Genomic DNA, 20,552 nt, shown 5'->3' on the forward strand with positions numbered 1-20,552 from the left:
ATTTATGATCCGATTACCACTTTTGCGTAGCGTATCACTTTTTCTTCGAGGGTATAGCCCTTTTCGATAACGTCTACGATCTTTCCTTTAAGTTTTTCTTCAGGTGCGGGTATTTGGGTAATGGCTTCATGCACTTCGGGGTCGAAGTCGTCTCCTGCTTTTGTGCCCATAGGCTTTACGCCTTTAGACTCAAGGGCTTTTTTGAACTTATTGATGATGAGCTCCATGCCTTGATCCAGCTCTTCGCCCTTTTCTTTATGGGCTTTTTGCGCCCGCTCAAAATCATCAATAACAGGCAGAAGGGATACTACGAGGCTCTCGTTGGCTGTTTTGACCATTTCGAGCTTTTCCCGGCTGGTTCTTCTCCTGAAGTTTTCAAATTCAGAATAGAGGCGCAGGTACTTGTCTTTGAATTCCGTCAGTTCTACCTGCAGTTTCTCTGTTTCTGTCTTTTCGTCACCACTCTCTGCCTTTTCGGCAGTCTCTTCGTTTTCTTCGCCAGTAGCTTTACCGGCAACGTCCTCAGCAGCGTCGTTTTCTTCTACACTGGTGTTTTCTGCCGCTTTCATATTTTCCTGTTCGTTAAACTCGACTTTCTCTTTGCTCATATCCTATCGCTTTTTAATAGGTCGATTCAATTTTCTCAATTATGTTGCCAACTTGATTATACCTGTCAAGATGGCACCTTACTCATCTTCCAGCGCCTGATCGTAGCGGGTGAGTGTCTCCCATATGAGGTCTTTCAGTGAATCTATTCCCTTGCCTGTAACAGAGGAAATAAATAATGCCGGTATGCCCTGGGGAAGTTCTGCTTTCATCTCTTCTATCAGCTCCTGGTCCAGCATATCTGCCTTTGATACGGCTAGGAGACGATCTTTATCGAGTAGCTCGGGATTGTATTTTCCGAGTTCCTTCAGCAGAACCTGGTATTCCTCAGCTACATTATCCGCATCGGCGGGTACGAGAAAGAGGAGGATGGAATTTCGCTCAATGTGTCTGAGAAACCTTAGTCCGAGCCCTTTCCCCTCGGCAGCTCCTTCGATAATACCGGGAATATCGGCCATTACGAAAGACTTGAAGTCGCGATATCCCACTACGCCGAGGTTAGGGACGAGGGTGGTGAATGGATAGTCAGCTATTTCAGGCCTGGCTGCAGAAACAGCGCTGAGGAGGGTGGATTTACCAGCATTGGGAAAGCCTACGAGTCCTACATCGGCAAGGAGTTTAAGCTCCAGAATAATCCATACTTCCTGTCCGGGTTCACCGGGCTGTGCATGTCTGGGGGCCTGGTTGGTGCTGCTTTTGAAGTGGTCGTTGCCGAGCCCTCCGCGGCCGCCCGGGGTAAGTATTGCCTCCTGACCGTCTTCTGTAATTTCAAGAAGTTTATCGCCTGTCTCGGCTACACGTGCGACGGTACCCAGGGGTACCTCGAGGATAATATCTTCTCCATCGGCACCGGTTCGTTTGCCTCCCTCACCGGGCTTTCCATTACCGGCGATCACATGCTTTTTATATTTAAGGTGGAGCAATGTCCAAAGCTGGGCATTACCTCTGAGAATAATGTGCCCGCCACGACCGCCGTCGCCTCCGTCGGGGCCTCCTTTAGGAACGAACTTTTCCCTGCGGAAATGAGCGGAACCAGCGCCGCCGGCTCCTGAGCGGGAACAAAATTTTACGTAATCGATAAAGTTGGACTGTGCCATAAGTAAGGGGAATAAAAAATGCTCACTAACGAATACACGTTAATGAGCATTTTATCATGAAATAAAGTTCACGGTTCAGGATAGCTTATCTATCTCGTGAATAATGCGGAAGAAAATATCTTCAATAGAGCCTACCCCATTGATGGATACGAACTTGCCCTTTTTATCGTAATAATTGGCTACGGGAAGGGTTTCGTCTTTATATACCTGTATCCTTTTTTCGATCTTGGCAGGGTCCTGGTCATCTACCCGACCTGAGGTCTTACCGCGCTCGGCGATACGAACTTTGAGCTCCTGGTCGGGCACCTCCAGGGCGATCATACCATTTATGCTCATGCCATTACGTGACATCATGCTATCAAGAGCTTCTGCCTGGGCCACTGTACGGGGGAATCCGTCAAAGATGAAGCCTTTTGGATCCGGAGTAGTGGCTATTTTTTCCTCTACCATACCGATAACAATGCTATCGGGTACGAGAAGGCCTTCATTCATGTATTCCTTGGCTTTAAGTCCGAGGGGGGTACCTTCACCAAGGTGCATTCTGAAAAGATCACCGGTAGCAATATGGGTGAGGTTATATTTGTCAATCAGTTTGGCACTCTGTGTACCCTTTCCGGCACCGGGAGGGCCAAATAATATGATATTAAGCATTATCGATATAGGTTTACCAGTCAGTCAAAGAGATAAATAAAATTCAATATAGGCAAAGATTTAAAAATGGGGCCTAGGAAGAACTTTCAGAAAGTTGGTAAATATCCCGGAGGTTTCTGCCATAGCCGTCATAGTCAAGTCCATACCCCACCACAAATTTATTAGGAATCGAGAAACCCACGTATTCCAGGTCAATGTCTCTTTTAAGGGCATCGGGCTTGAATAATAAGGTACAGATGGCAACAGATGCTGGCTTGAACTTTTCAATGTCTCCTAAAAGATGGTGCATTGTGTGACCAGTATCCACGATGTCTTCTATGATGATAATATCTCTGCCTTTTACCTCGTCATTAAGGCCAATGAGTTCTTTAATTTCTCCTGTACTGTCCATATTCTGGTAGCTGGAGAACTTGACAAAAGAAATTTCCGACCTGATGGATATCTCCTTCATGAGGTCGGCAGCAAACATAAAAGAGCCGTTAAGCACACTGACAAAAAGGGGGTTTTTCTCGGCATAGCTTTTATTGACATCCCGTGAGATTTCCCTGATACGTGTCAGAATCTGCTCCTCAAATATATACGGTTCAAATTCCTTGTCCCTGATAGTCATGGGGCGTAGTAAAAATAAAAAATGCCCTGCAACCGGCCGGTCAGGGCTTTGCGCAAATATAAAAAAAACCGGCGAAGGGTCACCGGAGTATGGCAAGAAACCTTATTACAGCTTTGCCATTAGCTCTTTATACAGGGCAATCATACATTCAATGTCATGCTTATGCACTTTTTCATCAGGTGAATGTACGTTATCTTCGGGGGCTCCCACAAAGCACCAGTCAAAGGGGTAAGGGCTCTGCTGAAGCTCACGGCCGTCACTGCTTCCACTTCCTTCGACTTCAAGCTGATAGTCTATACCGGACTCCTCAGCTATTTCGAGAATACGATCTACATACTTTTTACGGGGTATGTGGCGGTCTCTCAAGCTGATGGCCACTCCTTTGCCATGATGCACGCCACCGGTGACCCAGGTTATATCGGAAATAAGGGCTTGTTTTACGCCATAGTTATGATGAATGTAACGGGCGAGAAAGGGAACGGACCCCCCTCCATGCTCTTCCCAGCAGGAGAATACGACACAGCCGTTTTCCAGTGTCTCGCACACTTTCAAGGCATTATAAACTCCGAGGCGATTGTCCATATAGCAGCACTGAACGTACTCCTGGCTTTCGCGGAAGTTGGTTTTAAACACGAGATCGGTGCCTCGTTGGATAGCGCGGCCGAATTTATAGCTGAGTCCACCTTCGTCGTCGGCTAGGAGCTCACACTCTATGGGACCGAGGGCATCCTGTCCGGTAAGGCGGTAGCCGCTTTCAGACTGCGGGCCTCCTATGGGTACCAGTTGATCTTCGTACCGAACGGTAAACCCTATAGAGTCCATATGAGCAAAAATGGCGGTCCGGGGCTCACCAAAGACGAGGATAATACAGTCCTGAAAACTATCTCCGCTTATGACTTTGGGCTGGACGGTCCATTTTGACTTATTGGACTTCACATAATCCAGCACAAAATCAGTCATGGCTGATTCATTGCCTGAAGGTGCATGTATCTCGCACAGGGTTTTAAGTAGCTCCATTAGTATTAGGATCGAATGTAAAGAAGGGCACAAAGCTACCGGTTTTTAAGGGGATAATCCTAACGGGCCGCGATGAGCAGAAACTGACAGCCGCATTTGCGGGCATATTTTGGCCAATATCCTATATAATCGCTGATAAATTCAGCTATATTTAGGGTTTGAATTTGCACGCTTATTCAACTACGCGCTAAACAGAAAGCCTGACGTGACCAACGGCACCTTTATATTAACGGATACGCATTCGGTGGCCAGTGAGTTTCTGGCTCAACTGAGAGACACAAAGGTACAAACTGACCGATCCAGATTCAGAAGGAATCTGCGCAGATTAGGTCAGATACTGGCCTATGAAATTAGCCGTCGTATGCCCTTTGAAGATACTACGGTACAGACACCTCTGGCAAAAACGGCAGCAGTAAGGCTGACGGAGTCTCCGGTGCTGGTAACGGTGATGCGTGCCGGCCTACCCTTTTACGATGGTTTTCTGGATTACTTTGACCGTTCGGAAAGTGGATTTATCGGAGCATTTCGTGAAGAAGAGTCTTCGGATGGTGAAGTAAGTGTGGCACTGGAGTATGCCGCCCTCCCCGACACGGCTGGGCGCCCGGTACTTCTGGCAGACCCTATGTTAGCCACCGGAAAGTCGCTACTCTACGCGGTAGAGGCTATTAATAAACAGGGCAAACCGTCTCACTTGTATATTGCTTCAGCGATAGCGGCACCAGAAGGTGTGAATTACCTGAAAGATAATATCCGCCAGCCTTTCAGCCTGTGGGTAGGTGCAGTAGATGAAAAGCTGAATGCAAATGCCTTCATTGTGCCTGGCCTGGGCGATGCGGGGGACCTGGCCTTTGGCCCGAAAAACTAACTAAGCTATTTCCATGCTTGAAAATATTGGACTCTTATTAGCCGGTTTGGTGATCCTGATAGTGGGAGGTGAGTTGCTTGTACGCGGTGCGTCCAGCATAGCGTTGCGGCTGCACCTTTCTCCTCTGGTTGTAGGCCTGACTATAGTGGCTTTCGGTACGTCCGCCCCAGAAATGCTCATCAGTATAAAATCTGCCCTGGCTGGCAGCCCTGACCTGGCTATGGGCAATGTGGTAGGCAGTAATATTTGTAACCTGGCCCTGGTGCTTGGGATCACCACGATCATAAACCCTGTAAAAGTACAGGGAACGAGCCTAAAGATAGACTGGCCGATGACGTTCGGGGCAAGTGTGTTGCTTTATCTGACTGCACAGAACGGCCTGATAACTATTTGGGAAGGGATCTGCTTCATTTTGATCCTGATTGCCTATAACTGGTATATCATCCGCAGATCGCGCCGGGAAACCAAAGCGATGAAATTATTAGAGGAAGAACTTGATATTCCTGCGGCTCCATCCAAACATTTATGGAAGGATCTGATGTTTATACTAATAGGATGTATCGGGCTTTACTATGGAGCTGAATGGTTTGTGGGTGGTGCTCAGTCACTGGCCGTTTACCTTGGCGTTACGGAACGGATAATAGGTCTTACTGTATTGGCTCTGGGTACCAGCTTACCAGAATTGGTAACAGCCTGTATAGCCTCTTTTAAGAAGGAAACGGATATCGCGCTAGGCAATCTGTTGGGTTCAAATATTTTTAACATTCTCTCGATATTAGGCGTGACCAGTGTGATTCAATCTGTCTCTGTAAGTGATGCTATCCTGGAGATAGACATGCTATGGATGCTGGGCATAACTTTTTTAGTTTTCCTTATGATGCTGCACAGGCGGCAAATCTTTCGTTATGAAGGGATTATCCTGTTGGGCATTTATTTTTTCTACACGTACCTGATTATGTTTTAAATGGAAATAGGTAAATACTTATCTGTCTATCTTCTGAGTATGCTAAAATTCATCGCCGGCCCTACTATGGGCCCGGCCATGGGATTTACCTGGCTGGAGACAGTTATAGTCACTATTCTGGGGATGATGACGAGTGTTCTGATATTTACCTTTTTCGGAAAACAGATCAGGGCCTGGTACATGAAACGGCGGGGAAACAAAAAGCCTAAGCGATTTACCAAAAGAAATCGCCGCTTTGTATTTATCTGGAAGAAGTATGGTATTGCCGGGGTGGCTTTACTTACGCCTCTCATCTTTACACCAATCGGTGGTGCCTTACTGGTAAGTACTCTGGGCGGGGAGGTTCGCAAAACCCTGATTTACATGCTGCTAAGCGCCATACTGTGGTCTTCGGCCATGTCTACTATATTTCACTTTGCTATCAAGCATGCGATATAGCTGAAGGAACTCTATTTGAAGGCTACTGAAAGCAGACAGGAACTTATTATTCCTGCCCCTGGTCGTCATCTAACAATTCAATGTCCTGAATAAGGACTTTTTTGGCAATAGACTTTCCGGTAATGGTGGCTGCCAGGCCGCCCATGGCTGTCTCTTTGTAGCGCTCTTCCATGCTTTGCCCTACTTCTCCCATTGCATCGATGCACTCATCTACCGGAATAACGGCACTAACCTGTGCGAGGGCAATCTGTGCAGAAGAATTGGCGATTGCAGCGGCACTGGCATTACGTACCACACAGGGTACTTCGACGAGGCCGGCCACGGGGTCGCAAACTAAGCCTAGCATACACTGAATAGTGATGGCCACTGCATTAAATACCTGATCAACATCTCCTCCGAGGCAGTATACTATAGCGCCGGCTGCCATTGCTGCTGCGGAGCCTGTCTCAGCCTGGCAGCCTCCTACAGCACCAGCCAGTGAGGCTTTTCGTTCGATAATGAGGGCAATTCCTGCGGAAACGAGTAGTCCTTCGTGAATCTGCCTGTCTTCGAGCTTGTGCAACTCCTGCAGGGTGACGAGCACTCCGGGGAGAATGCCTGAGGCACCGGCAGTGGGTGCTGCTACAATACGGCCCATACAGCTATTCACTTCTTTGGCTGCGAGGGCTCTGCTGATAAGCTTTTGAAATTCGGGGGAGAGAACGGAAACGGGATGGTTAAAGACTTTTTTAGCGCCATTATTAATCATGCCACTCCTGCTGGACATCTCTTCATTGAGTCCGGCATGAACGGCCTCCTTCATCACATCATAGGCCTTTTGGAGGTGGGCCCACACTTCGGCTTCCTCATGCCCACGCTGTTCTTTTTCATAGGTTAGCACAGGCTCATACAGCTTGCTGCTATTTTCCTGACAATAGGTTTTCCAGCCGGCAAAGTCGTCAAACAGTAGGCTCATAATTCTTGGGTTTTCTGATTCACTAGGCAGGCAATTTCCTGCTTTCAGATAACAAAATTCGACATTGCTTTGTCCTTACCCAAATGTTCCGGTTGAAAATAAATTTTACCCTATCTTTGCCCCATGCAATTACAAAATGATCTGCTGCTGCGCGCAGCCCGAGGCGAAAAGACTGAAAGAACTCCTGTATGGCTCATGCGCCAGGCCGGAAGGATACTTCCTGAGTACCGCGCAGTCCGTAACAGCCTGAGTGGCTTTATCGAATTGGTGCAGACACCTGAACTGGCAGCTGAGGTAACTATACAACCGGTAGACTTGCTGGGGGTGGATGCAGCGATCATTTTTTCAGATATCCTGGTGATACCTGAGGCTATGGGCCTGCCCTATGAAATGGTGGAGAAAAAGGGGCCTTTCTTTCCTGACACTATCCGTAGTGAGAAGGACATGAAGGGGTTGAGGCAGGCAGATCCTGAATCTGACCTTGGGTATGTACTGGAAGCTATACGGATCACTAAGAGGGAGCTTAATGGCAGAGTCCCACTTATCGGGTTTGCGGGAGCCCCCTGGACGATTTTTGCTTACATGACGGAGGGTAGCGGCAGTAAAACCTTTAGCGTGGCGAGGGGACTTCTGTATCGTAACCCAGCACTGGCTCATGCTCTGCTGGAGAAAATCACAGATTCCACAATTGCTTACCTTAAAGCGCAGATAGCCGCAGGGGCAGATATTGTGCAGGTATTTGATAGCTGGGCGGGCATTTTATCACCGGATCAGTATGAGGCATTTTCGCTGAAGTATATCGATAAAATATGCCGCGCTATTACGGAGGTGCCGGTTACTGTATTTGCAAAAGGAGCTTACTTTGCCAGAAAAGCGATAGGTAAGCTGGACTGCCGCACGGTAGGCCTGGACTGGAACATGGACATTCAGGAGTCCAGAGAGCTGGTAGGTAAGGAAAAGACTCTGCAGGGCAATCTGGACCCCTGTGCACTATATGGCAGCTATGACCAGGTAAGGGAAGCTACAAAGAAGATGCTGGACGCCTTTGGGCCTTACAGACATATCGCAAATCTGGGGCATGGGGTTTATCCGGATACGGACCCTGACAAAGTCCGTTGCTTTATTGACACGGTAAAGGAGTACAGTACGACTCTGCGCTGAAAAAGGTCAGGAAGAAGAGCCTGAGGTACTGCGTCTGACGTTTTTATGGAGGCCGATATGGTGCTGCCAAAAGCGACAGCCAAGTGGTACCACATGCATATGATGGGTTTGCTTGATCCTCTCGGGGGAAGGCAGGGGTTGTCCCGGCTCCAGTTCTGTATAGGCTTGCCTGGGTTTGAGCCTGACAAAATAACGCTGGTCGGGAAAAACCTTTTCATGGTCTTTCACTCTGACAAAACCATCTTTTTGCAATATTTCACATACTCGCGGAAGGTCTCCCGGCTCTTCCAGTCCTATCATAATGTTTAGGGGTTCTTTGGAATTAAAGGCGGGGGTCACTTCACGCTTTGCTGCCTGGCCAATGTCGACAATACAATGGGGATAGGCAGACAGAAGCTTTTCCAGCCTTAGCTTTTCTGATGAATAAGTGGCATCGTGGTACGCACCCGGTTTGTTACTGCTTGTTTCCATAAAAAGTACAAAGGGGACATTATTGAATAAGTATTCTGTCCGGATATCGAAAAAAATTTAGCGCCTAAACTGAAATTACAGTAATTGAGTTATATAGAATGTTGTTCTATTCTCTTAATTTACAAAATAAAAGGGACTGATCCGCGTATTTTTAAATGGTTTGACAGGGAAAATTTTCAATTTTTAACTTCCTGTCTGAAAGCAAACAGATCAATTTGAGAAAGCCCGAACGCTTACCGGAACATACAGCCAAAAATAAAGTAATCCTTTGGTTTATGGTGGCCTTTGTTATGCTGGCTGTGGCGGGAGTGATCGCATATACCAGTTTCAACCGCCTGGAGGATAGTGTAGAAAGGCTAGCTGCACCAAATAATAAACTGATCCAGCTAAACAGGATACTGGCGGACATCTCCCGGCTTGAGTATAACTCGAATCAGTTTTTGCGGGATTTTGACACTACCTACCTGCAAACGCACAGGCAAAAAACGGAAGAACTGCAAAGCAAGCTGACGGACATGTATGATATGCTTGCCAGCCAACCGGTGCAGCAGGAACGCCTTGACTCTATCTCGCTGCTGCTGGGTGAGCGGATGAAAAAGATGGAGGATCTGACTGCGCTAAGAAGTCAATATGAAAATGAGGTTTTCACTGAAAAGGCTTTCCGTGAAATATCCCGCCGGGTAGCAAAAAACAAGCAAACACAACAGGATAGTGCCTATGTGCTCAGGCATATTACTACTGAGGTGAAGGTAGAAGATGCTGAGCCTAAGCCTGAGTCTGCCGAGAAGGAAGAAAAAGAGAACAAAGGCTTTTTTAGAAATATAGGGAGCTTCTTTACCAAAAAATCCAATGAGGAAGACGCTGAGGAGGAACGGGCAAATGAGAAGCAACAGGTCCGTAAGAAGGTCCGGACGGTAACGGATACTATAGCCCTTGCTAAAAAGGACACGGTATTGCAGGACATTCAAAAGATTTTATCCGGCTTTACGCAGGATGAGCTCCGCTACCGCCGCCTGCTTGAGGTGAGGGAAACGGATCTGGTTCAGACCAATGCCAAGATCGTTGATAAAATCCAGACGATCATCAGCGAGGTAGAGGAGGATGAGATAGTCCGTGCGGTAACTAATAGTAAAGAAGCAAAGAATATCGCTCAGAGCAGCACCCGCACGATAGCGGTGATACTTGGTGTGTTTTTCTTTACGAGCCTGTTATTTGTAAGCCTTATCAGCGGCGATATACGAAAGAGTATTTTTTACAGGCAGCAACTGGTAAGGGCTAAGGAAGAAAGCGAACGGCTTGCGAGGGTAAAGGAGGAGTTTCTGGCCAACATGAGTCATGAGATCAGGACGCCGCTAAATGCGATTGTGGGATTTACGGAGCAACTGGAGAAGAGCGGTGTGCAGCATGCTCAGCAACCATACATTGATGCTCTTAAGCATAGCAGCGGGCATCTGCTTCACCTGGTCAATGATATACTGGATTACTCGAAGATTGAAGCAGGTGAATTACCTCTAGAGGAAATACCTTTCTACATAAAATCAGTTGTTCACCAGGTCTTTTTGAGCCTGGAGAACAAGGCCCGACAAAAGGGCCTGAACTTCTACTATGAGGTGGATGAAAGGCTGGGCCAGGCCTTTCTGGGGGACCCTCACCGCCTTGCCCAAATCCTGATAAACCTGGCGGGTAATGCGATCAAATTCACTAACAACGGAGAGGTCTTTATCGATTGCAAGCTTATAAAGGAGTCTGAGAAGAAAATGCGTGTAAGGCTGGATGTAAAAGATACGGGTGCGGGTATTTCTTCCGGAAGCCTGAAGAATATCTTTGACAGCTTTAAGCAGGCAGACAGTACGGTATCCCGCAAGTATGGCGGTACGGGACTTGGGCTGGCAATCACCAAGCGTCTGGTGGAAATGCACGATGGCCGGATTAAAGTGACGAGTGAGGTAGGAAAGGGTAGTACGTTTACGCTGGAAATTCCTTACCAGAAAACGGACATGCCTGTGGAAACTACCGAAACGGTGTTTACTGAAGCCTCGGAAGCTTCGCTGGAAGGAAAGCGGCTGCTGGGTGTGGACGACGATGCTTTTAACCTCAAACTACTGCGGGTAATCCTGGACAAATACAAGCTGGACTATAAGCTGGTAAATAATGGCGCTGATGCTATAAGGCTGGCTAATGAAGAGGACTGGGATCTTATGCTACTGGATATGCAAATGCCGGAGGTAAGCGGGGTGGAGGTAGTGAGGGCGATTAGGGGCATGAAGGACACCAAACGGCGCGCCGTCCCTGTGGTGGCTCTTACGGCGAATGTACTGAAGAAGGACCTGCAGCTTATGTATAATGAGGGGGCGAATGATCATCTGCTGAAGCCTTATAAAGAAACTGAACTGGTAGAAAAGCTTTTGCTTTATATGGGTGAAGTGCCTCTGACTGAAAAAGCGAGACATAGGGCAGGGAATATGGATGATAGAGAGAAGGCTAATGCCCCTGCTAATGATAAGTTACCTGTATATGACCTCAATGACCTTAAGCGTTTTACGGGTGATGATCCGGAGGCTATACGCGAGATAGTGGAGGACTTTATTGAAGAAACGGAGGAAAACCTGCGAGAACTGATCCGTGTATTGGAGCGGGGTGATGTGCCGGGGCTTAAGAATATTTCTCACAAGATGTTTCCCGGATACTCTCACTTTAATATCCATCCTGCGGCTGAGCTGCTGCGTGAAATAGAAACTGACGTGGAGAACAAAAAGCTAACCTCTGATATGAAGGCAAAGACGGAAAAAGTGATCATTCATACGGAAAGGGTTCTGGCTATATTGCGTGAAGACTACGCGGTGGTTTGATCAAAGCAGACCATATTTCTCCATCTTATTATAGAGTGTTTTGCGGTCGATCTTAAGGATTCTGGCTGCTTTACTTTTATTAAACCGGGTATCGTTAAGGGTTTTGATAATTAACTCTTTTTCATTCTCCTCATTCATTTTATGAAGTGAAGCAGAAGAGTTTTGGCTTTGGGGGGCAGCGGGTTCTGCGGTGGCTATGGCGGTATTGCAAAACATTTCCTGAGGCAGGGCATTTCGCCCAATTGGGCCGCTGCCGGTGATGAGTACGGCCCTGCGGACAATATTTCGCATTTCGCGCAGATTACCTGGCCACTTGTATACGGCAAATAGGGCTTCTACATCATCACTAAACCCGCTTACCTGGGTTCCCAGCTCCTGGTTAGCTTTTTCTAAAAAATGCCCTGCAAAAAGATAGACATCTTGCCCACGATCCCGAACTGGAGGAAGGAGAAGGGAGAACTCGTTTAGTCGATGGTAAAGATCTTCACGAAAGGCTCCGTTCGCGACCTTATCTCTGAGGTCGTCATTGGTGGCGGTGATAATGCGAACGTCTACCGGTATATCATCATTTTCCCCTATACGCCTGATTTTTCTTTCCTGTAAGGCTCGTAAAAGCTTTACCTGTACCTCATAGGAGAGGTTGCCCACTTCATCTAAAAACAGGGTCCCACCTGAAGCATGTTCAAACTGGCCCTTTTTGCTATTTAAGGCACCAGTAAATGCTCCCTTGGCATGACCAAATAATTCACTATCGGCAAGCTGACCGGTGAGTGTCCCGCAATCAAGGGCTACAAAGGGCTTGTGAACTCGTTTACTCCTGCGATATATTTCCCTGGCAAGGTATTCTTTACCGGTACCGCTCTCGCCCTGGATAATCACGGATAATTCTGTAGGGGCTACAAGGTCTACATGCTTCATCAACTGCTGCATGGCTGGCCCGGTGCCACTGATAAAGGAATTGTCTGATGACTGGCCTGCATGAGGGGGAGCTGGTGTGTTTTGGGGTTGGGTTGGCGGCTGCTCCTGTAAATTGGCAGAAGTGGCGAGAGCTGTACGGATGGTATGTAGCACTTCTTCAGGATTAACGGGCTTAAGGACGTAGTCTACTGCCCCCTGCTTCATGGCCTGGACAGCCACACGGGTATCTGAATACCCGGTCACTAACAGCACGGGAAGTTCTGGCTGAGCTTTTCTCAACTGATGCATGAGCTCTATACCAGTTGTATCAGGCAGCCTGTAGTCACTGATTACAAAGTCATAGGCATGCTGTGCCATTAGTTCGGCTGCATTGGCAGCACTCCGTGCCGTCTCTGGCTGGTAGCCATTCTTACTAAGAAATTTTTCCAGAAGTCCTGAAAAAACCCTGTCATCTTCGACAATTAATATTCGTGCCACACTTGATAATTACGCTGTGTAATATGATTATCAAGGTGAATAACGGAAATCGGGGTATTCCGTTTAAATGCCATTTCACTACCCTAAATAAACAAAAAGAGCAATGTTGAACGGCCTATATAAATAAAGCCACCTGCTGTCTGGCAGCAGGTGGCTTTTATGATCGTACTGTTTTACACTGTACTTAAAAGGGATTACTCTATTGAGTCGTCGATTTTTTCTTGTACAGAAGTACCGGCTTCATCAATTACCAGTACGGTCTCAGTAGAGGGCTCTCCCATAGCGGGTTCTTCTATTGTTTCACCTTCGGTCATCTCAATTTCGCCTTCCCCTAAGTGTAGCTCGTATGTTACGACCATGGTTTCATTTTCCTTAGTTTCAACTTTATATGCTTTTGAGATATCCCAGTCAGCATACTGACTTTCGCTATAAGCTACTACCACCTGCTCAGGAAGTTCTTCTACTCCTACAGGAGTCCTTTTCACTTCTGCCTCTTTGAGGGGGTCCACTACTTCAATTTCGGTGTTATTATATGCAGCTTCAGTTGTTGCCAGAGATTGTGCGCTTACAAAACCAGTCGTCATCAGTGCACATGCAGTTATTAAAAAAGTCTTCTTCATGACGTAAAAATGTTATTGTTAAGGTTTAATAAACAGTTGTTGTGCTGTCGTTACGCTCTCATAATTACTAATTCCGTACCAAGCTTAAAAACGTACCACAAACGCAAAAAAGGGCTATTTGACGATTCCAGAGTGTGGAATAATTCCCCACACCGGGTAAAGTATCCTCCCCGATACGGGAATATTTTGCAAGGCGCGCTATTCTTTTGGTATCTGAAAAGAACAATCGTTATTTTTGGACGCATTCAAAATGTGATAGACCTATGAGCGACCTTTCGTTGCGTATACGCGGACTGGCAGAATCTGCCACCATTGCCATGGCCCAGAAGGCCCGTGAATTTAAAGCTCGGGGCATTGACCTGATAAGCTTAAGCCTGGGGGAACCAGATTTTAAAACACCGGACTATATCCGGGAGGCGGCTATTGACGCCATTAATGACGGAAGCTATTTTTCATATCCTCCTGTGCCGGGTTATCAGGACCTGAGAGAGGCTATCGCTGAAAAACTAAAGCGTGATAATGGGATAGAAACCACTGCGGCTAATATTGTGGTGTCTACAGGGGCTAAGCAGTCCATAGCTAATGTTATGCTGTGTCTGCTTGATCCGGGTGATGAGGTTGTAGTCTTCTCCCCTTACTGGGTAAGCTACGCCGAAATCATTAAGGTGGCTGAGGGGACACCGGTGTTTGTACATGGCGGCATTGAAAATGACTTTAAGGTAACTCCCGGCCAATTGGAAGAGGCGATCACGCCTAAAACTAAGGCCATCATTTACAGCTCACCGTGTAATCCCACAGGTACGGTATTCACGCAATCTGAATTGGAAGCCTTCGCGGAGGTAGTGAAAAGACATGAAGGCGTGTATGTAATAGCTGACGAAATATATGAGCTGATTAACTTTAGCGGAGGACATGCAAGCATGGCGGCTATACCGGGCATGGGTGACCGGACTATTACGGTCAATGGCTTTAGTAAAGGCTATGCGATGACTGGCTGGCGCGTAGGCTATATTTCTGCCCCGCTGGAAATAGCAAAAGCCTGTAATAAAATGCAGGGGCAGTTTACCTCTGCCACGAATGGCATTGCGCAGCGGGCTGCACTGGCAGCACTCAGGGGTGACCAGGAGCCTACGAAAAAGATGGCTGAGGCTTACCTTGAGCGCCGTGATATGGTTTTGAAATTGCTCGCAGACATACCGGGGATACAGGCTAATACGCCTCAGGGGGCTTTTTATGTATTCCCTAACGTGAGCTCGTACTTTGGCAAGTCATACGAAGGAAGAAAAATAGATAATGCTACTGACCTGTGCATGTATTTGCTGGAAGAGGCACATGTGTCGCTGGTTACCGGAGAGGCTTTTGGCGCACCTGACTGCCTGAGGATAAGCTATGCGGCCTCTGTGGAAGAGCTCAAAGAGGCTTTCCGCCGAATAGCTGAGGCGCTTGGAAAACTGAATTAATGGATAGAGTTTCATCACTGGAAGAGTTATTTGAAAGGCTAAACGGACTGCGTGCCCTCATAATAGGGGACGTAATGATCGACTCTTACATTTGGGGTAAAGTTGAGCGCATATCGCCGGAAGCACCGGTGCCGGTAGTAACGGTTACACGCCGTGAAAAGCGACTGGGTGGGGCAGCAAATGTGGCTCTTAACGTACAGGCACTGGGGGCCACCCCAGTGCTGTGTGCGCTGGTAGGGGATGACACGGAAGGACAGGAATTCAGGGGGTTACTGGCGGATAATGGGCTGACTGACGAAGGCATTATTACCAGTCAGGCACGCCCTACCACGATGAAAGAGCGGGTGTTATCAGGCTCTCAGCAAATGCTCCGTGTGGATAATGAGTCTGATAAAAACCTGGACGGTACGGAACAGGCAGCCCTTCTTCACAGGATACAGAAATTACTGGGTGATTGTGACGTGGTGATATTTGAAGACTATGATAAGGGGTGTCTGAATGCAACGGTCATAGAGGAAACTGTAAAACTGGCTGGAGAGAAGGGCATACCTACTGTGGTGGATCCGAAGAAGAGGAATTTCATGGCTTACCGCGGGGTCTCACTCTTTAAGCCTAATTTGAAAGAATTGAAAGAAGGGCTTAAAATAGAGTTTGACCACGGAGACCGTACCCGACTTGGAGAGGCTATAAAAACGCTGGCTGACAAGATCCAGGCACAACACACTCTGGTCACACTATCTGAGAAAGGGGTGGCTATAAACCACCGTGAAGAGGGATTGCATTTTTTACCTGCCCATGTGCGCGATATCAGCGATGTGAGTGGTGCGGGGGACACAGTGGTAAGTATAGCCTCACTGGCTCTGGCTTTGAACCTGCCGGTACGAATGATAGCGGCCTTGAGTAACCTGGGGGGCGGGCTGGTGTGCGAGCATCTGGGTGTAGTACCTATTAATAAAAGTCGACTCTTTGATGAAGCCCGGCGGTGTAAGCTGCATGAAGAACTATGAAGCTTAAACGCCTCAAAAATCAATTCTCGGAAAGCCTGAATAACTTCCTGTACGGAAGCCGGCAAACAGCCTATGCCCTTACGAGGGCTATCACACTTCTGGCCTCCATCGCTGCGCTGGGTCTGCTCATTTATGTGTATGGGTTTGAACCGCGCGAAAGAGAGGTAACGCGGATATTCAACTGGCTGGACTTCATCTTTGTGATCTTTGTAATCTCATTTGGGGTACGCATAATATACGCATTCAGGCGGCGGGAATTCCTGAAAGATAACCTGTTTGAGTCGCTGCTTGTCTCGTTTATCATTCTTAACGGGGTGAGTAACTACTTGCTTGGAAACCTGCTGCTGGAGGGGGTGTTTTCTGCCTTGGGATTCAACAATTATGAGTCGTTCTATCAGGTATTTATTACCATTTTCATGTTTTTGCTCCTTGGTTTTGAGGTAACCAAGGCGAGCCTGAACCTGGCGAAGGTGACGCTTAAGCCAGCAACGACATTTATTCTTTCCTTTCTTTTGCTGATTGCGGTAGGTACGGGCCTGCTGATGCTACCGGCTATGACGGTACGGGAAGGCAGTATGCCCTTTCTGGAGGCGTTATTTACTTCCGTCAGCGCCAGTTGTGTTACGGGGCTCATTGTAGTGGACACAGCTACGTATTTTACCTTCAAGGGGCAGCTGATCATCATGATCCTAATACAGCTTGGCGGGCTGGGTATTGTATCATTCGCCACGTTCTTTGCTACCTTTCTGAGACAGGGGGTAGGTATAAAACAGCAACTTCTTATCCAGGACTTCCTTAGCAGTGAAAGCCTCTTTTCTGCCCGTGGCCTGCTAAAGCAGATTATTTTAATCACGCTGGTGATAGAGGCGGGGACTTTCTTCTTCATATATCATACGTGGAATGCGGATGGGTATTTTGACTCTACCTCTGACAAGCTGTTCTTCAGCCTGTTTCATGCTATAAGTGCCTTCTGTAATGCCGGATTCAGCACCTTTACTAACAATCTGTATGAGCCGGTGATCCGCACCAGCTATATACTGCATATGGTGGTGGTAACTTCTGTAATCCTGGGCGGCCTGGGCTTTTCCTCGCTGGAGGATCTTTTCAGCATTCAGCGTCTCAGGGACCGCTTTAAAAACCCGTGGAAGGACTGGCGACTGGCGACCAAAGTAGCGGTATTTACCTCGCTTGGACTATTAGTTTTCGGTACGATTGTAATTTTTGTACTGGAGTATGACAATACACTGAAAGGCATGAATTTTACGGAAAAGGCTATCACCAGCTTTTTCCAGTCAGGGGTGGCACGGACCGCAGGCTTCAATACGGTATATATAGGCGAAATGCGTCAGCCTACACTCCTGGTTATGATCTTCCTGATGTTTATAGGTGCCAGCAGTGGCTCGGTAGGGGGTGGTATTAAGACGTCTACCTTCTATCTCATCGTGGTCTCAGTAGCCTCTACCCTACGGGGCCGGGAAAAGATCGAGATCGGGCGTCGCTACATTCCTAATGAAATGCTTTTCAAGGCACTTTCTATCTTCTTTTTTGCGGCCTCAATTAACCTGATCGGCATATTTGTTCTCACACTTACAGAGCCGGGGCTTGACCTTTTGGATCTTGCCTTTGAACATGTTTCTGCCTTTGGGACTGTAGGCCTGAGTACAGGGATTACGGCTGACTTGTCTGCGGGGGGACGTATCATGATAATCATCAGCATGTTCCTGGGCAGGGTGGGTACATTAACTTTTGCTTTGGCACTCAGTACAAGAGCGAGCAGTAAGAACTATAAATACCCGAGGGCTCACTTTATGGTGGGTTGATACCACGGGGACTTTACCGCTTGTCAGACTGGGACTCCCATTCTTAAAAAAAATTTAGATAAATCAATGACAGGGTTTTATTTTAAGTGCATCTTATCCACCGGGTTAAGCGCCCGGTAGGGATCACTTAAATAATAAGAACTTGAATATCCTGGATGTAAAACACCTGACTAAACGGTATGCGGAACATACGGCGCTGTCAGATGTAAGCCTTTCGGTGCCTAAAAACAGCATTTTCGGACTGCTGGGCCCCAATGGTGCAGGCAAAACCACCCTTATCCGAATCATAACGCAGATCATAGCGCCGGATAATGGTGAGGTATATATCAGTGGTAAGCCATTGGAACCAGCACATATCAGGACGATAGGATACCTCCCGGAAGAAAGGGGCCTGTATAAGAAGATGAAGGTGGGTGACCAGCTCCTGTATCTTGCCCGGCTGAAAGGACTCGAAAAAAAGGACGCTGTTACACGTATAAAACACTGGCTGGACAAGCTGGACATGAGGGCCTGGGCTAACAAGAACATCGAGGACCTGAGCAAGGGTATGCAGCAAAAGATCCAGTTTATAGCTACAGTAGTGCATGAACCTAAGCTGATTATTCTGGATGAGCCATTCAGTGGCTTTGACCCTGTAAATGCGAGCCTTATCCGTGACGAAATACTGGAACTGAGGGAAAAGGGAGCAAGTATCATATTCAGTACGCACAGGATGGAATCGGTAGAGGAACTGTGCGACCACATTGCCCTCATCAATAAGTCTAAGAAGATACTGGATGGCCCTAAGCGAACTATTAAAGAAAACCACCGCACGAATACCTATATCGTGGATCACAGAGGTGAGTTTACCCTGGATGCTGATGGTTTTGAAGTAGTGGCTAAGGGAGAGACGGAGCAGGGCTACCAGGAGACTACCGTAAGAATCCTTAACGGGTCGGGGCCTAATGAACTTCTGAACCGGCTTATCAGCCAGACGGAGATAAACGGCTTCAGGGAAAAGATCCCTAGCATTAATGAAATTTTTATCCAGGAAGTAAGCGCCTGATCATGAATAAAATACTATTAGTCACCGCCAGAGAGTACCTGACCCGGGTCAGGAAGAAGTCTTTTCTGATCATAACCATCGCTACGCCGATCGCCCTGGTATTAATATTTGGCCTTTTTGGTTACCTGGCAGTAAACTCTGCCGATACAAAGGTGATACAGGTTATTGATGAAAGTGGCCGGTTTACCAAAACGTTTAAGGAGTCTGACCGGGTGCATTATTTATATATCAGCAACACGCTTGATGATGCTAAAAAGAACCTGGAGGAGTCGGACGCTGATGGAATCCTGTATATCCCTGCCATTGATATAGACAAACCGGAGGGAATAAAATACTATACTTCTGGTAGCCCGAGTATGAGTACTATCCGGTCGATAGAAAGAAATATTGAGCAGGTTATAGAGGATGTGAAGTTGCAGCAATCGGGCCTGGATGCTGAACTGATCCGGGACCTAAAGCCGAATGTAAGCCTGGAAACTTTCCCTCTGGATGAGGAAAAGGAAAGTAATGCAGCTGCGGCTTTTGGCACTGGCTATGCTCTCTCGCTCTTTACTTATTTCTTTATATTCCTGTATGGTGCACAGATCATGCGCGGGGTAATGGAGGAAAAGACGAACCGGATCGTGGAGGTCATTATTTCTTCTGTAAAACCTCTCCAGTTATTATATGGCAAAATACTGGGTGTGGCGGCAGTAGGCCTTACTCAGTTTATTATCTGGATAGTACTTATAGTAGGCCTTTCGTCAGCCGGAGCCGCTTTACTGGGTGGCCAGGTTTCAGATGAGCAAAAACAGCAGTTTGAGGAGGTACAGGCAGCCAGGCCAGGTGGGGCCAGTGGCAGCGCGGAAAGCCTGGTAGAATTACAGTCAGCCATAGACAGCATTGATTTCACCAGCCTGGTGGGGGTCTTCCTGTTTTACTTTCTTGGCGGCTACCTGCTTTACGGGGCTTTGTTTGCCGCTGTAGGTTCAGCGGTAGATTCCGACACGGACTCGCAGCAGTTTATGCTGCCTATTACCATCCCGCTCATACTATCGGTATTTGCCCTGGCTTTTGTACTGGATGACCCTGATGGCACACTGGCCTTCTGGCTGTCAGTCTTTCCCTTTACCAGTCCGGTAATTATGATGGCCCGTCAGCCTTTTGGCGTACCGCCGTGGGAGATGGTCCTAAGTATGGTTATGCTGATCGGGGGCTTTGTATTTACGACCTGGGTGGCCAGCCGCATTTACCGGGTGGGCATTCTGATGCATGGCACTAAGGTAAATTACAAGGTGCTGGCTAAGTGGTTTATGCAGAAGCAATAAAAAAACAGCAAAGAGGCTGTCTTAAAAGTAGCGGGACATCTTTTTCTACGAAACAATATTTTGAAAATCACCTCAACCACTCTGCATAGCGAAGTCGGACGCGACCCGGTCGAACGCGACCGGGTACAACCTCTCGGTAGTTACGAGGAATGCAAAATTATATTTTGAACAAAAAGAAAGAGGTTGCCTTTTGAGACAGCCTCTTTTATTTTTA

The 20,552-nt window shown here is 47.5% G+C and carries 19 protein-coding genes; 10 read left to right on the plus strand and 9 right to left on the minus strand.

The window, feature by feature from the left end; translation table 11 throughout:
- Positions 1-2: 2 nt before the first annotated feature.
- The 5 genes from AB9P05_RS06030 to AB9P05_RS06050 form a co-directional block, all read right to left on the minus strand.
- Entirely contained in the window at positions 3-608 is a 606-nt protein-coding gene (locus AB9P05_RS06030; protein ID WP_371907911.1) for a nucleotide exchange factor GrpE, read from the minus strand.
- A 78-nt stretch (positions 609-686) separates the two neighbouring features.
- On the minus strand, positions 687-1,703 hold the full coding sequence (gene obgE / locus AB9P05_RS06035; protein ID WP_371907912.1) for a GTPase ObgE: 1,017 nt from the start codon (positions 1,701-1,703) through the stop codon (positions 687-689).
- 75 nt (positions 1,704-1,778) lie between these two features.
- Complete coding sequence (locus AB9P05_RS06040) at positions 1,779-2,354, minus strand: adenylate kinase (RefSeq protein WP_371907913.1); 576 nt, start codon at positions 2,352-2,354, stop codon at positions 1,779-1,781.
- A 73-nt stretch (positions 2,355-2,427) separates the two neighbouring features.
- Positions 2,428-2,964, minus strand: coding sequence for a hypoxanthine phosphoribosyltransferase (hpt, locus tag AB9P05_RS06045; RefSeq protein WP_371907914.1), 537 nt, complete (start codon positions 2,962-2,964; stop codon positions 2,428-2,430).
- Positions 2,965-3,069: 105 nt separating this feature from the next.
- Positions 3,070-3,981, minus strand: coding sequence for a M20/M25/M40 family metallo-hydrolase (locus AB9P05_RS06050; protein ID WP_371907915.1), 912 nt, complete (start codon positions 3,979-3,981; stop codon positions 3,070-3,072).
- Between the two features lie 205 nt (positions 3,982-4,186).
- Between AB9P05_RS06050 and upp the strand changes: the two genes are divergently transcribed.
- From upp to AB9P05_RS06065, 3 genes are read left to right on the plus strand one after another with little or no spacing between them, the layout of a single operon-like run.
- Positions 4,187-4,846: a uracil phosphoribosyltransferase gene (gene upp, locus AB9P05_RS06055; protein ID WP_371907916.1), complete on the plus strand. Its 660-nt coding sequence runs from the start codon at positions 4,187-4,189 to the stop codon at positions 4,844-4,846.
- Between the two features lie 13 nt (positions 4,847-4,859).
- Positions 4,860-5,810 carry a calcium/sodium antiporter gene (locus tag AB9P05_RS06060; RefSeq protein ID WP_371907917.1) on the plus strand — a complete coding sequence of 317 codons (951 nt, stop codon included), beginning with the start codon at positions 4,860-4,862 and terminating at the stop codon, positions 5,808-5,810.
- Positions 5,811-6,248 carry a hypothetical protein gene (locus AB9P05_RS06065; protein ID WP_371907918.1) on the plus strand — a complete coding sequence of 146 codons (438 nt, stop codon included), beginning with the start codon at positions 5,811-5,813 and terminating at the stop codon, positions 6,246-6,248. It begins immediately after the preceding gene.
- A gap of 46 nt (positions 6,249-6,294) precedes the next feature.
- Here AB9P05_RS06065 and sdaAA read toward each other — a convergent pair whose 3' ends face one another.
- Complete coding sequence (sdaAA, locus tag AB9P05_RS06070) at positions 6,295-7,203, minus strand: L-serine ammonia-lyase, iron-sulfur-dependent, subunit alpha (RefSeq protein WP_371907919.1); 909 nt, start codon at positions 7,201-7,203, stop codon at positions 6,295-6,297.
- Positions 7,204-7,326: 123 nt separating this feature from the next.
- On the opposite strand from sdaAA, the gene hemE reads away from it, so the two are divergent.
- On the plus strand, positions 7,327-8,364 hold the full coding sequence (gene hemE / locus AB9P05_RS06075; RefSeq protein ID WP_371907920.1) for a uroporphyrinogen decarboxylase: 1,038 nt from the start codon (positions 7,327-7,329) through the stop codon (positions 8,362-8,364).
- Between the two features lie 6 nt (positions 8,365-8,370).
- Here hemE and AB9P05_RS06080 read toward each other — a convergent pair whose 3' ends face one another.
- Positions 8,371-8,835 (minus strand): hypothetical protein, encoded by a 465-nt coding sequence (locus tag AB9P05_RS06080; protein ID WP_371907921.1) that lies wholly within the window; start codon positions 8,833-8,835, stop codon positions 8,371-8,373.
- Positions 8,836-9,050: 215 nt separating this feature from the next.
- On the opposite strand from AB9P05_RS06080, the gene AB9P05_RS06085 reads away from it, so the two are divergent.
- Positions 9,051-11,684: an ATP-binding protein gene (locus tag AB9P05_RS06085; RefSeq protein WP_371907922.1), complete on the plus strand. Its 2,634-nt coding sequence runs from the start codon at positions 9,051-9,053 to the stop codon at positions 11,682-11,684.
- Here AB9P05_RS06085 and AB9P05_RS06090 read toward each other — a convergent pair whose 3' ends face one another.
- Both AB9P05_RS06090 and AB9P05_RS06095 read right to left on the minus strand, forming a co-directional pair.
- Positions 11,685-13,079 (minus strand): sigma-54-dependent transcriptional regulator, encoded by a 1,395-nt coding sequence (locus AB9P05_RS06090; protein WP_371907923.1) that lies wholly within the window; start codon positions 13,077-13,079, stop codon positions 11,685-11,687.
- 194 nt (positions 13,080-13,273) lie between these two features.
- Positions 13,274-13,699 carry a hypothetical protein gene (locus AB9P05_RS06095; RefSeq protein WP_371907924.1) on the minus strand — a complete coding sequence of 142 codons (426 nt, stop codon included), beginning with the start codon at positions 13,697-13,699 and terminating at the stop codon, positions 13,274-13,276.
- 263 nt (positions 13,700-13,962) lie between these two features.
- Between AB9P05_RS06095 and AB9P05_RS06100 the strand changes: the two genes are divergently transcribed.
- The 5 genes from AB9P05_RS06100 to AB9P05_RS06120 all read left to right on the plus strand — a co-directional run bounded on the left by AB9P05_RS06100 (position 13,963) and on the right by AB9P05_RS06120 (position 20,338).
- The gene (locus AB9P05_RS06100; RefSeq protein WP_371907925.1) at positions 13,963-15,159 is read left to right on the plus strand and encodes a pyridoxal phosphate-dependent aminotransferase; all 1,197 of its coding nucleotides are present in this window, start codon (positions 13,963-13,965) and stop codon (positions 15,157-15,159) included.
- A complete protein-coding gene (locus tag AB9P05_RS06105; RefSeq protein WP_371907926.1) occupies positions 15,159-16,166 on the plus strand; it encodes a bifunctional heptose 7-phosphate kinase/heptose 1-phosphate adenyltransferase in 1,008 nt (335 codons plus the stop codon). The genes AB9P05_RS06100 and AB9P05_RS06105 overlap by 1 nt, the downstream gene beginning before the upstream one ends.
- Positions 16,163-17,986: a TrkH family potassium uptake protein gene (locus AB9P05_RS06110; RefSeq protein ID WP_371907927.1), complete on the plus strand. Its 1,824-nt coding sequence runs from the start codon at positions 16,163-16,165 to the stop codon at positions 17,984-17,986. The genes AB9P05_RS06105 and AB9P05_RS06110 overlap by 4 nt, the downstream gene beginning before the upstream one ends.
- Before the next feature lie 142 nt (positions 17,987-18,128).
- Entirely contained in the window at positions 18,129-19,031 is a 903-nt protein-coding gene (locus tag AB9P05_RS06115; RefSeq protein WP_371907928.1) for an ABC transporter ATP-binding protein, read from the plus strand.
- Positions 19,032-19,033: 2 nt separating this feature from the next.
- The gene (locus AB9P05_RS06120; RefSeq protein ID WP_371907929.1) at positions 19,034-20,338 is read left to right on the plus strand and encodes an ABC transporter permease; all 1,305 of its coding nucleotides are present in this window, start codon (positions 19,034-19,036) and stop codon (positions 20,336-20,338) included.
- The last annotated feature ends 214 nt before the right edge of the window (positions 20,339-20,552 follow it).

The organism is Roseivirga sp. BDSF3-8 (assembly GCF_041449215.1).
In the GTDB taxonomy this organism is placed as follows: Bacteria; Bacteroidota; Bacteroidia; order Cytophagales; family Cyclobacteriaceae; genus JBGNFV01.